The following is a 14297-nucleotide window of genomic DNA, read 5'->3' as shown; positions in this document are numbered from 1 at the left end:
AATATTAGCTGGTTTTCTCCTCTTTCCTCTTCAGCAGCTTTGTTTTTTGGTCACGTCTTAGTAAGAATTTTGTTGGAAGAACATGATCCTGAGCGCATCCACGGAGACTGGTTGCTGTTTCTGTTCCAAGGTGTACCGTACGATTCTTTTTGCCTTCAAATAATCTTCTTATGTCTTAGAATTTTTTTCCCATCCATGAATAACAAACAAATATGTTGTATGCTCCGAATTGCCTATACCGCTCGCTGAGGAAACAGGAGAAATAAGCGAAGCTCTTTGGGACTCATACCAAGCTGGAGGGGAAAAAGCGAAACACGCTCTTAAGCGTCCACCTCTGAACAATCATCCTGAGAGAACTGCTTTGGACGCGGTTTCGCTTTTTCCCCGGAAGCGGACAGTTCTTCTCCCACGCTAGAGGCCCAAGAAGCTGGAGCGTTTTCTCCTGTTTCCTCCCCTCCACCGAAGCCACGAACGACCACAAAAAAAGACGCCTTTCAAGAAGAAAGACGTCGTTTGTTATTCATACAGATAACTATTTCAAAACCGCCATTACGTTGCGAACGGAGTCAGCCGATTTGTCGAGAGCTGCTTTTTCGTCTGCAGTCAGTTCGAGCTCGATTACTTTCTCGATACCGTTTGCACCCAGCAGAGTTGGTACACCTAGGTAGATGTCGTTGTAGCCATACTCGCCTTGTAGGAGAGCGATAGAAGGCAGGATGCGTTTTTTGTCTTTGATGATGGCTTCAGCCATTTGTACCAGGGAAGCCGCTGGTGCATAGTAAGCAGAACCGTTACCCAGCAGGTTTACGATTTCTCCGCCGCCTTTGCGAGTTCGTTCTACGATTTGCTCCAGACGATCTTTTGGAATCAAAGTTTCCAGTGGGATACCGCCAGCATAAGAGTAGCGAACCAATGGAACCATGTCATCGCCATGACCACCCAATACGAAGCCAGTTACGTCTTCTACGGATACGTTCAGTTCCATAGCTACGAAGGTACGGAAACGAGCAGTATCGAGAACGCCGGATTGACCGATTACGCGCTCTTTCGGGAAGCCAGACGTTTTGAAGAAAGTGTAAGTCATCGCATCAACTGGATTGGACAGTACGAGTACGATGGAGTTTGGTGCATAAGTTTTCACTTGCTCAGCAACAGATTTCATGATGCTAGCGTTGGTATTAACCAGGTCATCGCGGGACATGCCAGGCTTACGAGCAATACCAGCAGTGATGATAACGAGATCAGCACCTTTGATATCTTCATAGTTAGCAGTACCAGTGATGTTGGAATCAAAGCCCAATACTGGGGAGGATTCCATCATGTCCAATGCTTTCCCTTTAGTTGGATTTTCCAGTTGAGGGATGTCAACCAGCACGACGTCACCCAGTTCTTTTTGGCCCAGGATGAATGCAGTCGTTGCTCCAGTAAAACCACTACCAATAACAGCGATTTTTTTGCGTTGGAATGCCATGATTATTCCCCTCCGAAAGGTAAAGTGTGAAAACTGATGCTTAAACTATCTTACATGTTTTTGATCAAAGCGTCAGCGAACTCGGAGCATTTCAGCTCGGAAGCGCCATCCATCAGACGTGCGAAATCGTATGTTACTGTTTTCGCAGAGATGGTTTTTTCCATGGAGTTGATGATCAGATCAGCAGCTTCATTCCAACCCAGGTGACGCAGCATCATTTCTCCGGACAGGATCACGGAGGATGGGTTTACTTTGTCGAGTCCAGCGTATTTAGGAGCTGTACCGTGGGTTGCTTCAAAGATCGCATGTCCAGTTAGGTAGTTGATGTTTGCACCTGGAGCGATACCGATACCGCCTACTTGTGCAGCCAGGGCGTCAGATACATAGTCACCGTTCAGGTTGAGGGTAGCTACTACATCGTACTCGGCTGGACGAGTCAGGATTTGTTGCAGGAACGCGTCAGCAATCACGTCTTTTACGATGATTTTGCCAGCTGCTTCTGCTTCTTTTTGTGCTTTGTCAGCGTCGCCGCCTTCAGCTTTGATACGATCGTATTGTGCCCAAGTGAACACTTTGTCTCCGTATTCAGCTTCAGCCAGTGCATATCCCCAGCTTTTGAACGCGCCTTCGGTGAACTTCATGATGTTGCCTTTGTGTACGAGAGTAACCGATTTGCGATTGTTTGCAATTGCGTAGTCGATCGCTGCACGAACCAGACGCTCTGTACCATCTTTGGAAACAGGCTTGATTCCGATACCAGATGTTTCCGGGAAGCGGATTTTCTTCACGCCCATTTCATTTTGCAAGAAATCGATTACTTTTTTCACTTCTGGAGTACCTTCAGCCCACTCAACACCAGCATAGATGTCTTCAGTGTTCTCGCGGAAGATGACCATATCTGTCAATTCAGGATGTTTCACAGGGGATGGAACACCATCGAAGTACTGAACAGGACGCACGCATGCATACAGATCAAGCTCTTGACGCAATGCTACGTTGATGGAGCGGATACCGCCACCCACTGGTGTAGTCAAAGGTCCTTTGATTGCGATCAGGTATTCACGAACGGCAGTCAGTGTATCTTCTGGCAGCCACTCGTTGTATTGGTTGAAAGCTTTTTCGCCTGCGAATACTTCGAACCAAGCGATTTTCTTTTCGCCGTTGTAAGCTTTTTCTACTGCTGCATCCAGAACACGAACAGATGCATTCCAGATGTCAGGACCAGTACCGTCTCCCTCGATAAAAGGAATGACCGGGTTGTTTGGAACTACAAGTTTGCCGTTATCAACAGTGATTTTTTCGCCGGCAGTTGGTTGTGTAAGGTTTTTAAACACAAGAATCCCTCCAGTGTTGAAGTAATAGTTGATTTGGAATATTTCCAGACGTAGGAGAACTACCACAGTACCGTGGTAGTTCGCAAGCTTGCACGTAAGGAGTGAACAGCATGGCTGAACACCTGCCCTCCACGCTCGAAAATAACAAGATTAGCGACGGTCGATTGGCACGTAGTGCTGACCCACCGGACCAATGTAATCCGCGCGAGGACGGATCAGACGGTTATTTTCATACTGTTCCATGATGTGAGCCGTCCAACCGGACATACGGCTGATGGCAAAGATCGGTGTGAACAGATCAATTTCCAGACCCAGAGAAATGTACACCGATGCGGAGTAGAAGTCAACGTTTGGTTTCAGGCCTTTTTCGCCAGTTACCATGTCATCAATTTTTACAGACATCTCGTACAGCTCAGGACGGCCGATTTGCGTGGTCAACGCTTTGGACATTTGTTTCAACCATTTTGCACGAGGATCGCCATCTTTGTAGACGCGGTGTCCAAAGCCCATGATTTTGTCCTTGTTATCCAGTTTACCTCTGACATAAGATTCTACTTTGTCCATGCTGCCGATTTCAGTCAACATCGCTGCTACTGCTTCATTAGCGCCTCCGTGCAGAGGTCCTTTGAGCGTGCCGATTGCAGAGACGATACCCGAATAAATATCAGTCAGTGTCGCAACCGTTACACGAGCAGCAAAAGTAGATGCATTGAACTCATGGTCGGCGTGCAGAATCAGTGCAATGTCAAATGCTTTCACAGCTGTTTCAGTAGGCTCTTCGCCTGTCAGCATGTAAAGGAAGTTTTGTGCGATTGTGAAATCGGCACGTGGAGCTACTGGATCCAAGCCTTTACGCATACGAGCATACGCTGCAATCAGGGTAGGAGTTTGTGCCATCAGACGGATTGATTTCCGATAGTTGGCTTCAGGAGACATGTCTTGCGTTTCTGGATCGTAGAGCGCTAGCGAAGAGACAGCTGTGCGCAACACCGCCATTGGATGAACACCTTGCGGATAGTGGCGAACACTTTCCAATACTTCTTTGGCCACAACAGCTTGTTCACCCAATTGCTTTTTCAAAGCGTCCAGCTGATCACGCTTCGGTAACGCTCCATGCCAGAGTAAGTATACAACCTCTTCAAAAGTTGCATGTTCTGCGAGCTCATCGATGTTGATCCCGCCATAGCAAAGAACACCATCGACGATAGAACAGATTGATGATTGAGCCGCAACAACGCCTTCTAGTCCACGAGTAGTTGTCATAGAACTCCCTCTCCTTTTCCACTCAAGTAGTAGTGCTTATCCAGTCTTTGCTTATCCTAATATGACGAATAAGCGCCCTAGTCTAAAGCTATATGAAATTATAAGCAGCGGTTTCTTTCATCCACCACTCTTGTCAGGGAATGTATCCACGCAAATCCTCACATAATCATTTATGCCTTTCGATCATGTCAAAGGGAGAGGCGAGAGAAAAGAATCCACTATAAGTCGACCCAATTATAAAAGATTATTGCCATTTTGTGAATAAGATTGGCGAAAAAATGTTTCAAAGGGTGAAACCCAGTTTTGTTTTTTCCGCTGGCTTGCTCTGCCTATGAAGCATATTGCATAATAGTACCAACAGCTTTTGTCCGCTTGCTTGCGGCAGAAAGGAGACCACTTTTGAATCGGGAAAACTGGGTGGAGCGCCTATTTCAAATCATTCGGTTAATATGGGTTTACCTGCTTATTTATGTAGGAATTTGGCTTTTCCAGTTCGCAACACCCTTACTGTACCCATTTATTATTGCTTTAGTCATCGCTCTGGTGATCAACAGGCCCGTCACTTTTATGACCAAAAAGTTCAAAATCCCCCGTTGGTTGTCAGTCACGGTTTCGCTTTTGCTGCTGATGCTTTTGGCCATTGGCATAGTCACACTCGTGGTTACAGAAACAGTGGTGGAGATCGGCGAGCTGGCAAAGCGACTTCCGGTTTTTGCGGCGGAGCTTTCCGAATACTTGCAGCGAACGATTTCACAAGAATTTTTGATGGGTATCTACAATCAGATTCAATGGATGTATACGCAGCTTGATCCTGATTTCCAGCTGAAGATCAACAATACAATCGGAAGCGGCATTACCACGATCACCCACGCAGGACAAGATTTGGTTGTCAAATTTCTCAATGGATTGAAAAATCTGCTCGTCTCCCTGCCGAACATGGCTACCGTATCCGTCATTTCTCTGATGGGCGCTTTCTTTATCTCCAAGGACTTCTTCTTGTGGGAGGCACGTTTTCGCAGAATCCTGCCGAATGGCGTGAACAATCGTCTGGATCAAATTTTCCGCGATTTGCGCGGAGCCCTGTTTGGGTTTGTCAAAGCCCAGCTTACGCTGATTTCCTTGACCGCTGCCATCGTCATCATCGGCCTTTTGATCATGCGAGTGGAGTATGCAATCACGATCGGCCTCATTACTGGTCTGGTCGATCTGCTCCCTTATTTGGGGACAGGTACCGTGTTTGTTCCTTGGATTGTGTATCTGTTCTTCAAAGGAAATTACACGATGGTCATCGGGTTGTCCATTTTGTACGCGGTCGTATTAATTTTCCGGCAGATCATCGAGCCGAAAATCGTAGCAGAAAGTGTCGGCCTCGATCCGCTTCTGACATTGGTGGCGCTGTTTGTCGGTCTTCAACTTTTCGGATTTTTGGGCCTGATCATCGGTCCTGTTTCCCTCGTGTTAATTAATGCTTTGGTAAAAGCCAACGTATTTACGGATGTGTGGCAATACATACGCGGGAAGCAAACGTAAAAAACCTCTATCGGGGCCTTCTCATAGTAAAAAAGAACCGCTCTGGTACCGGTTTTTGGCCTTTCAGAGCGGTTCTTTTCGTTATCATCTGCCTCATCTGCGAAAAAAAAGCTGAATACGTCCGGATGAAATCAACGCCCATAGCCAGCGTTTCAGCAAATGGCGCAAAATCATTCGTGTATACGGAATCAAAAAAATCAAGCCGATCACATCAGAGATAAATCCTGGGAGCAAGAGCAGAATCCCACCAATCAAAACCAAAACCCCATCAATCAAGGTTTCCGTGGGCATCTGCCCGCGAGCAAGCTGGAACTGAACCATGCGAAACACCTGGACCCCTTGCTGCTTGGCCATCCAAGCTCCAAAGAGGCTTGTTAAAATGACCAGAAGGGCAGTATTCCATCCACCAATCATCGAACCTACAGCAATCAATCCCCACATCTCTACTCCAAAAATGACAATGAAAAGGACGACGAGGATACGCAGCATGATTATTCCTCTCCTTTGTGCATGGTGGTCAGCCAATCGTATATGGCAGGCTGTACCCGGGAAAGCCTGATCGGTTTTAACTCACTGTTGGTGAAGGCATGCATCGTCTCTCCTGACACCAAAAGCTCCTGATCTGCCACTCGAATAATCTCATAACAAAACGCAAGTCGAACAGCACTGACTTGGCCCACCCATGTCCGGATATCTACCTCATCATCGTATCGGGCAGGTTTTTTGTAGGAGATTCGGGCATCCATGACCGGAAGCATTATCCCTTTTTCCTCCAGCTCACGATACGTAAGACCAGTATGTCGAATGAATTCTGTCCGTCCCACTTCAAACCAATTCAAGTAATTCGCATGGTAGACTACACCCATCTGATCGGTCTCCTGGTAACGAACCCGCAACCGATGAGATTGAACAATTGGACGCAAACGCTCGTCTCCCCTTTCTTTATATACGTATTGTACCATAGACAAGCTGTGGTATTGATAACACAAAAAACGGAGAGGAACTGATCTCAGTCCTCCCCGCTTGAAGTCATGCAACGCTTATTTTATTAACGAATTGGGCAAGCGCCGCCTTCGCAAGATTCGGCTGTTGACAGATCAGCCTCACCGCCTGTTTCGTATTGTTGCAGAATAGCCGGATCAAACGGCTTCATTGTTTCTTTCAAAGCCTCGTATTGTTCCTTGGAGCATTCTTCGTACGGTGCGAGCTGATAGTTGCCTCCATCCAGCTGCAAGAACGATACCCCGACAAAATTGTCCCAATTTGCGTAGACAATCTCTTCTACTTCGTTCCACTCTTCCTTGCGAACCGTAATCGTGTTGGAGGAGTTATGCTCGGTATATTCTTTTTGGAAACGGAAGTACGTATCAAATTGGCGTTTTGCACTAACCTCGTTTTTGGTTTCCTCTGCACCTGATGCAACTGGGAAATCAATAACCAGCGTCCGTGCATTTGCCATACGCTCTTCGTACGTGTCACCCGGTGTGCCGACCTCAGGGTTTACTGTCCAGCCAAGGGCTTGTACCGCTTTGGCCAATGGGTCCTCTGCGTTTATACGGATACGACGAATATAGTATGGGGAGTGCGACCAGTGCAGACCACTCGAAACACCACCAGCTACCTGCGACAGCGTCCCTTCTGGTTTTACTGTGGTAACGAGAAGCGGTGAGTTAACACGCAGCTCGTAAGCGTAGCGGTTCGCCTCATCGCGAGCAGCGTTGCCCAATTGACGGAGCAGCTCCAATTCCTGTTCTTCGGTGTATCCGAGAAAAGCGAGCGCATCTTTTACCCCTGTCAGGGATGTTCCAAGCAGTCTGTCGCGCTGTTGAACCGTATCCCAGTGCGGCAGCTCTAGAGTAACCAATGTCATCCGCAGACCGGCACGAGCCGATTTACGTTGGGCTTCCAAAAGTCCTTCGAGATCCAAATATTTGGAGCCATCCGCGTTATCTTTGACAAATTCTACGAGATTCACTGTTGTCAGGTTGCAGACACCATAGGAATCAAGCAAAATTTCCGCACAAGGATTCAAGCCTTCTGCATTAGGACGACGACGGTTCGCTTCTTCCAAATTGATAAAGCCAGGCTCGCCTTCGAGCTGCATCAACGTAAAGACGAGGTGCAGGAAGTCTTTGGATGGCTGTTTCGTAAAGGCAATCGAGTTGTTGGACATACGGCGATGGTCAAGACCAAAGCGGCCATCCCCTACATTTTGAATGCTGTCAAACCAAACCGGCTTGTGTTCACCCAAGAGCTCGCCCACTCGGCGGTGATGGGCCAGCTGGTCCTCTGTCCAGAAGCCGTTAATCCCGTATTTAGCCATCATGCACTCGTAATCATCATGGTCAAACAAGAAGATCTCAGCCGTGCGGCGGACGCCACCTACCACAACGTTTGCACCGATCAGATTGCCGATGTCCAGGATATGTACCGGACGAATTTTACCGTATCCTTTTTCATCGCTCTCAATCGGAGCCAAATGCTGGTCGATCTGGTTTTTCAGAACTTTATCAATTCCTTCAAACATTTCACGAAGCGGCTCATGACCACTTGCTGTACCACCAAAGCGCTTCAGACGCTCGCCTTTTGGCCGGACGCTGTTGTAGGAAATTTTGACTGTATGAATATGCTCATAGGCTTTGTCAGTCAAGATTTGCAGATAGAGACGAAGCGATTCTACCCAGCCCTCTTTACTGTCACCTACATAAATTTTGGCAAATCCATTTTCCAATACGTTTACCTCGGAGCGCTCAAGACGCTGATGCTTTGGAAGCGGCTTGTACTCGGAGGAAAGCAGGGATACATTGGTGCGGATCGGAGTGAGTCCCGCCGCCATTTCCTTTGTGCACTTGAAGCCTACGCCAGTACCAACCAACAACAAATAAAACAGGTCTCCCAAATCATCCCACGATTTGATATTTAAAAAAGAGCAATTGAAGTTGGCGAGTGGATACAAATCCGCTACGCCATTCTCCGCGCCGCCAACCCACAAAGTGCGACCAGACAAAAACTGGCGGAGATTAAACATATTGTCAAACAATCCTTCTGCCTCTTGCTCCATCAAACGCGAATCTGCATGAAGTCCAATCTTGCTCAAGTGCTGATAAGCTAGCTTGATATTGTAATCCACCGAGCGGCGGCATGTTTCTTTCCAGGTTTCCCGTCTTCCCTTTTCTGGAATAAAGCGAGAATAAGTACGGTAGTAAACGAATTGTCCAAGCGGACTCATATGGACAGGAAAATCAGGGTATTGATCTAGAAATTCATCCGTAAGAAAACGGGTACGGGTTACGGTCTCAGTCGCCAGCATATCAGTTCCTCCTTCAAATCTTTCCTCTCTAGTTAACTATCTTTATCTGAAAAACTCAATAGTTTTACCTATATGTTGTGCTAAATAATTTTCGACAACACTAGATATAGTATTGTTTATAAAAAAACACTTGACACATATTCCCGAACATTATGCGAGAAATGGCAAAGTCATGGCCTCGCTATTTTCATATGTATCAGCTCTTATCACTGCAAGAATTCGCCTCTTCTTCTGATCCTTTCCTCATGGTAAATCTCGAACGATCAAAACCAAATCTGCCCATAACGGCTTATGGAAACACGCAAGCCTCCGAAATAACTCCTCGTCTGTTTGAGAACGTACCGACCGATTTTAACAGATTCCAGCGTTCATTGCATTACCTAAAAACCACCGTCGGCAGGTAAAAAACGGAATTTCCTACATGGGGAATTGCATTCTAGGCCACGCCAAAAAAGGGTGACGTTGGTGTCACCCTTTCACGATGCTCACTAGTTAAATTGCATCTTTGGACCTAGAGAACTCTGGCATGTCCGGAGTAAATATGTCCACGCTCGGAATCGACTGTGACAATCTGACCATCTTTCAGGACTTCTGTCGCGAACGGTACACCGACGATGACAGGAACGCCCACATTCAAGCCGACAATTGCTGCATGAGAGGTAAGTCCACCCTCTTCACAAATCACAGCTCCCGCCTTTTTAAACGCTTCAATCATGTCCGAATCAGTTCCGATCGTTACCAGGATCGAGCCTTCCTCCACTTTTGCTAAAGCTTCCTCTGCAGAGCGAGCCAAAACGACCTTGCCGCTCACGACTTTTCGTCCGATGCCCTGTCCTTTTGCCACGATATCGCCGATCACATGGATTTTCATCAGATTGGTTGTCCCTACCTCACGTACAGGAACCCCTGCCGTAATCACGACCAGATCACCGTGGCGAACAAATCCGGCATCCAGCGCTTCCTGAACAGACATGTCCAGCATTTCATCTGTCGTGTTAGCCAGTACACCTTTTACCGGATATACCCCGTTGACGAGCGCAAGACGACGGATGACACGAGCATGCGGCGTCACAGCCACAATCGGAGCCTTCGGACGGAATTTGGAAACCATCCGTGCTGTATGACCGCTTTCTGTTGCCGTTATAATCGCAGCCGCATCCAGATCCAGAGCAGCATTGGACACCGCCTGACTGATCGCATCCGTAATCGTTACCTGCTTGAGCTGCGCTTGTGCATACAAGATCTCCCGATAGTTCAGCTCTTGTTCCGCGCGAACTGCGATGCGATCCATCGTTTCGACTGATTCCACAGGATACTTACCTGCTGCTGTTTCTCCAGACAGCATGATTGCATCTGTGCCGTCAAAGATCGCGTTTGCCACATCGCTTGCTTCTGCACGGGTCGGTCTAGGGTTACGCTGCATGGAATCGAGCATTTGGGTGGCCGTAATTACCGGCAACGCCTGCTCGTTACATTTTTTAATCAGCTTTTTCTGCACAAGCGGCACTTCTTCAGCCGGAATTTCTACACCCAAATCACCACGGGCTACCATGATTCCATCCGTTACCACCAGAATTTCATCGACGTTATCGACGCCTTCCTGGTTTTCGATTTTCGCGATAATATCAATGTGAACTTTGTGGCGCTCCAAAATTTGACGGATTTCCAGAATGTCAGTCGCTTTGCGTACAAAAGAAGCTGCAATGAAATCGACGTCCTGCTGAATACCGAATTCGATATCCTGCGCGTCTTTCTCAGTAATCCCTGGCAAATTGATTTTCACACCTGGAACGTTGACGCCTTTTTTGCTCTTCAGTGTTCCGCCGTTCTTGATCAAGCAGACGATCTCATTACCCTGTACTTCTTGCACCGTAAGACCAATCAGGCCGTCATCAATCAAAATCGTATCGCCTGAAGTTACATCATGGGGCAATTCAGGATAGGTAATGGAGACGCGATCAGCTGTTCCTGCCACTTCCTCAGTCGTGAGGATAATCGTATTGCCTTCCATAAGCTCCACTGCATCAACTGCTAGCGTGCCTGTACGAATTTCAGGTCCTTTGGTATCCAACAGAATCGCCACCGGCTTGCCTGTTTCCTCAGACGCTTTGCGGATGTTCACAATCCGCGCGGCATGTTCCTCATGCGAGCCATGAGAAAAGTTCAGGCGCGCTACATTCATCCCTGCATCAATCAGTTTTTTCAGCGTTTCGACTGACTCACTTGCCGGACCAATCGTACATACAATTTTTGCTTTCCTCAACATAGGATACTGCCTCCTCTAAACTCTTAGAAAACCAGGCTACGTCATACCCACGTGCCAAGGGTTATATCGAAAGCGTTCGAGCCAACTGGTAAATGGACAAATCCAACTGGTGTTTTTGTGCCAGTGCCTCATTAAAATCTACATCGATGATGATATTATTCTTGATTCCGACCATCCTGTCTTTTTTGCCTTCCAACAAAAGGTCAACGGCTGCAGCCCCCATTCGACTTGCCAGCATTCGATCCATCGCTGTTGGAGAGCCGCCACGCTGAATGTGGCCCAAGACGGTCACCCGCGTCTCCCAGCCCGTCTCTTTGGTGATCGCTTCCGCATAGGAAGACGCACTGCCCACACCCTCGGCTACGATGATGATGGAATGCTTTTTCCCGCGTCGTTGTCCTGCGTGCAGACGCTCGAGAATATCGCTCATGTCTTGAGATTCTTCCGGAATGATAATGGATTCGGCCCCAGCCGCAAGACCCGCCCACAGCGCCAGATCACCAGCATCGCGACCCATCACCTCAATGATGTACGTACGCTCATGTGATGTGGCCGTATCGCGGATTTTATCAATTGCGTCAACAATGGTATTTAACGCCGTATCAAATCCAATCGTGAAATCAGTGCACGGAATATCGTTGTCGATCGTTCCTGGTACGCCAATCGTAGGAAAGCCTTTTTCAGTCAGCTTTTGAGCGCCGCGGAAAGATCCGTCTCCGCCAATCACAATCAGCCCTTCGATTCCGTAGGTGCGGAGCTTTTCTACCGCTTTTTGCTGTCCAGCCTCTGTCTTGAATGCCTCACTGCGGGCTGAGTAGAGAATGGTTCCACCCCGTTGAATAATATCACCTACGGAGCCCAGCGACATTTCCTGGATGTCCCCGTTCATCAGCCCTTCGTACCCGTGGTACACGCCGTACATTTGTACCCCATGGTAAGCGGCCCGACGAACTGCGGCCCGAACAGCAGCATTCATACCGGGAGAATCCCCACCGCTGGTCAAAACTGCAAGCTTTTGCATGGAATCCACCTCTCCAATCATGTCGTCTTTAGCATCTCTTGAATCGGAAACAGTATGTACCATATCTACTATGAAACATGCTGTATCATTCCGATTTCAATATCTGTTATACTGAGTGCAGATATGTGCTATACTTTTCGAAAGATCTGATAACTCCTTCATCCGACTTCGATTGTAGCAGATTTTCCTTGCAGAAAAAAGCCAAAAAACGCCCCCTGATTTTACAGGGAGGCGTACTGACCGATCTGTTTAAATTTCTCATAGCGATCCTGTATCAATTCATCCGGGGTCAATTGACCAAGCTGTTCTAGTTGCTCGGCAATCACAGCTTTCACCGAGCTAGCCTGCGCAATGAGATCGCGATGGGCGCCGCCGAATGGCTCCGGGATGATTCCATCAATGACTCCAAGTTCCAACAAGTCAGGAGCCGTAATTTTCATCGACTCTGCCGCTCGCATGCCGAGGCTGGAATCCCTCCAAAGGATCGCTGCCGCGCTTTCTGGCGCAATCACGGAGTACCAGGAATTCTCCAGCATGAATATTCGGTTGCCTACGCTGATCGCAAGCGCACCGCCGCTACCGCCTTCCCCTGTGACAATACAAATAATCGGCACACGAAAAGTAGCCATTTCCCGTAAATTTCGGGCAATCGCTTCACTTTGGCCACGCTCTTCTGCCGCTTTTCCAGGGTAAGCACCTTTTGTATTAATAAAGCAGATGATCGGCCGACCAAATTTATCAGCCTGCTGCATAATGCGAAGAGCCTTCCGATATCCTTCTGGATGAGCCATACCAAAATTACGCTTGATGTTGTCTTTAGTGTCTTTCCCCGTTTGGTGACCAATGACGGTAACCGGACGCCCGTCGAATTTGGCAATCCCACCCACAATGGAATGATCGTCTCCAAACAACCGGTCCCCGTGCACTTCGATAAAATCAGTAAAAAGAAGCTGTATATAGTCCAAAGTAGTAGGCCGTTCCGGATGACGGGCGAGCTGCACGCGCTGCCACGGTGTCAGGTTGCCGTAAATTTGCTGTGCCAGCTCTTTTGCTTTTTGTTCCAGGCGCTTCACTTCATCGGAAAAATCAATGCCTTTTTCTTCCGTAAAGCGACGCAATTCCTTGATCTTGTCTTGCAGTTCTACTAATGGCTTTTCAAAGGGGAGTTCGCCTGCCATGTTTCCACTCCTTCCCGTGACGTATGCATCTCTACCAGCTTGGATAGCGTTGTGCGCATATCCTTACGGTGTACCACCATGTCGAGTTGTCCGTTTTTCAGCAAGAATTCGGCTGTCTGGAAGTCTTTCGGCAACTCCTGGCGGATCGTCTGTTCAATGACGCGACGTCCGGCAAAGCCGATCATAGCTCCTGGTTCTGCGATATTGTAATCTCCGAGCGAAGCAAAGCTAGCGGATACACCACCGTATGTAGGATTGGTCATGACTGAAATAAACAACAGGCGTTCCCGATCCAGACGAGACAATGCCGCGCTTGTCTTGGCCATTTGCATCAGACTCAATATGCCTTCTTGCATGCGTGCTCCCCCAGATGCGGAGAACAAGATAAACGGCAAGCGGCGGTCGATCGCTTGCTCAATTGCACGAGTGATTTTTTCACCCACAACTGATCCCATGCTGGCTATCCGAAAATGGGAGTCCATTACACCAATAATGATGCGGTTCCCACTTAGAACACCTTCTCCAGTAATGACAGCCTCATTCAAATTGGAGTTGGCCTTGTCCTGCTCTATCTTCTCCAGATACCCTGGAAACCCGAGCGGATTGGCGGTAGTCAGACCAGCGTCAAACTCCTCTGTCAGCACACCCTCATCCAACAGCGATTGCAAGCGCTCTGGAGCGGACATGACATAATGAAACTGGCAGCCTTTGCAGACGCGCAGATTCTTCTCCAGATCCTTGGAGTAGTGAATCGTCCCGCAATGCGGGCATTTATTCATCAATCCCTCAGGAACTTCCTTTTCTCTTGTTCCCGCTTCCTTGGTCGCATCAGTGGAAGCAGGGACGCGTGCTAATGTCTCTGAAGGGACTGTAGCAAACTTACGCTTTTTCCCAAAAAGATCTTTAAGCACAGGTACACCCACC

At 48.0% G+C, this 14297-nt stretch carries 12 protein-coding genes; 2 read left to right on the top strand and 10 right to left on the bottom strand.

Going from position 1 to position 14297, the window contains the following annotated elements; genetic code table 11:
* The coding region (locus ACIFQN_RS12250; protein WP_429833311.1) for a hypothetical protein at positions 1–249 on the top strand (249 nt) is incomplete at its 5' end.
* Between the two features lie 283 nt (positions 250–532).
* Here ACIFQN_RS12250 and mdh read toward each other — a convergent pair.
* The 3 genes from mdh to citZ form a co-directional block, all read right to left on the bottom strand.
* Entirely contained in the window at positions 533–1471 is a 939-nt protein-coding gene (gene mdh, locus ACIFQN_RS12245) for a malate dehydrogenase (RefSeq protein ID WP_429833310.1), read from the bottom strand.
* A gap of 50 nt (positions 1472–1521) precedes the next feature.
* Positions 1522–2805, bottom strand: a complete 1284-nt coding sequence (icd, locus tag ACIFQN_RS12240) for an NADP-dependent isocitrate dehydrogenase (protein ID WP_429833309.1) — start codon at positions 2803–2805, stop codon at positions 1522–1524.
* Between the two features lie 150 nt (positions 2806–2955).
* Complete coding sequence (gene citZ / locus ACIFQN_RS12235; protein ID WP_429833308.1) at positions 2956–4068, bottom strand: citrate synthase; 1113 nt, start codon at positions 4066–4068, stop codon at positions 2956–2958.
* 399 nt (positions 4069–4467) lie between these two features.
* Between citZ and ytvI the strand changes: the two genes are divergently transcribed.
* Positions 4468–5598: a sporulation integral membrane protein YtvI gene (gene ytvI, locus ACIFQN_RS12230; protein WP_429833307.1), complete on the top strand. Its 1131-nt coding sequence runs from the start codon at positions 4468–4470 to the stop codon at positions 5596–5598.
* 93 nt (positions 5599–5691) lie between these two features.
* Here the strand turns inward: ytvI and ACIFQN_RS12225 are convergent, their stop codons facing one another.
* From ACIFQN_RS12225 to accD, 7 genes are all read right to left on the bottom strand, one after another.
* Entirely contained in the window at positions 5692–6087 is a 396-nt protein-coding gene (locus tag ACIFQN_RS12225; RefSeq protein WP_429833306.1) for an FxsA family protein, read from the bottom strand.
* A gap of 2 nt (positions 6088–6089) precedes the next feature.
* Positions 6090–6560 carry an acyl-CoA thioesterase gene (locus tag ACIFQN_RS12220; RefSeq protein WP_429833305.1) on the bottom strand — a complete coding sequence of 157 codons (471 nt, stop codon included), beginning with the start codon at positions 6558–6560 and terminating at the stop codon, positions 6090–6092.
* An 86-nt stretch (positions 6561–6646) separates the two neighbouring features.
* The gene (nrdJ, locus tag ACIFQN_RS12215) at positions 6647–8908 is read right to left on the bottom strand and encodes a ribonucleoside-triphosphate reductase, adenosylcobalamin-dependent (RefSeq protein ID WP_429833304.1); all 2262 of its coding nucleotides are present in this window, start codon (positions 8906–8908) and stop codon (positions 6647–6649) included.
* A gap of 511 nt (positions 8909–9419) precedes the next feature.
* A complete protein-coding gene (gene pyk / locus ACIFQN_RS12210; RefSeq protein ID WP_429833303.1) occupies positions 9420–11174 on the bottom strand; it encodes a pyruvate kinase in 1755 nt (584 codons plus the stop codon).
* Positions 11175–11235: 61 nt separating this feature from the next.
* On the bottom strand, positions 11236–12195 hold the full coding sequence (gene pfkA, locus ACIFQN_RS12205; RefSeq protein ID WP_429833302.1) for a 6-phosphofructokinase: 960 nt from the start codon (positions 12193–12195) through the stop codon (positions 11236–11238).
* Between the two features lie 221 nt (positions 12196–12416).
* A complete protein-coding gene (gene accA, locus ACIFQN_RS12200; protein ID WP_429833301.1) occupies positions 12417–13373 on the bottom strand; it encodes an acetyl-CoA carboxylase carboxyl transferase subunit alpha in 957 nt (318 codons plus the stop codon).
* Positions 13340–14284: an acetyl-CoA carboxylase, carboxyltransferase subunit beta gene (gene accD, locus ACIFQN_RS12195; protein ID WP_429833300.1), complete on the bottom strand. Its 945-nt coding sequence runs from the start codon at positions 14282–14284 to the stop codon at positions 13340–13342. Before accD ends, accA begins: the two co-directional genes overlap by 34 nt.
* Positions 14285–14297: the final 13 nt, after the last annotated feature.

The organism is Brevibacillus sp. NRS-1366 (assembly GCF_050467985.1).
Note: the sequence above shows the minus strand (reverse complement) of the source record. Positions and strands in the feature narration are given on the sequence as shown.

What these genes read in the sequence shown, in the direction of transcription:
- mdh (WP_429833310.1), bottom strand. Translation starts at nt 1,471, where the DNA reads ATGGCATTCCAACGCAAAAAAATCGCTGTTATTGGTAGTGGTTTTACT.
- ACIFQN_RS12220 (WP_429833305.1), bottom strand. Translation starts at nt 6,560, where the DNA reads ATGGTACAATACGTATATAAAGAAAGGGGAGACGAGCGTTTGCGTCCA.
- pyk (WP_429833303.1), bottom strand. Translation starts at nt 11,174, where the DNA reads ATGTTGAGGAAAGCAAAAATTGTATGTACGATTGGTCCGGCAAGTGAG.
- accA (WP_429833301.1), bottom strand. Translation starts at nt 13,373, where the DNA reads ATGGCAGGCGAACTCCCCTTTGAAAAGCCATTAGTAGAACTGCAAGAC.
- ACIFQN_RS12225 (WP_429833306.1), bottom strand. Translation starts at nt 6,087, where the DNA reads ATGCTGCGTATCCTCGTCGTCCTTTTCATTGTCATTTTTGGAGTAGAG.
- pfkA (WP_429833302.1), bottom strand. Translation starts at nt 12,195, where the DNA reads ATGCAAAAGCTTGCAGTTTTGACCAGCGGTGGGGATTCTCCCGGTATG.
- citZ (WP_429833308.1), bottom strand. Translation starts at nt 4,068, where the DNA reads ATGACAACTACTCGTGGACTAGAAGGCGTTGTTGCGGCTCAATCATCA.
- nrdJ (WP_429833304.1), bottom strand. Translation starts at nt 8,908, where the DNA reads ATGCTGGCGACTGAGACCGTAACCCGTACCCGTTTTCTTACGGATGAA.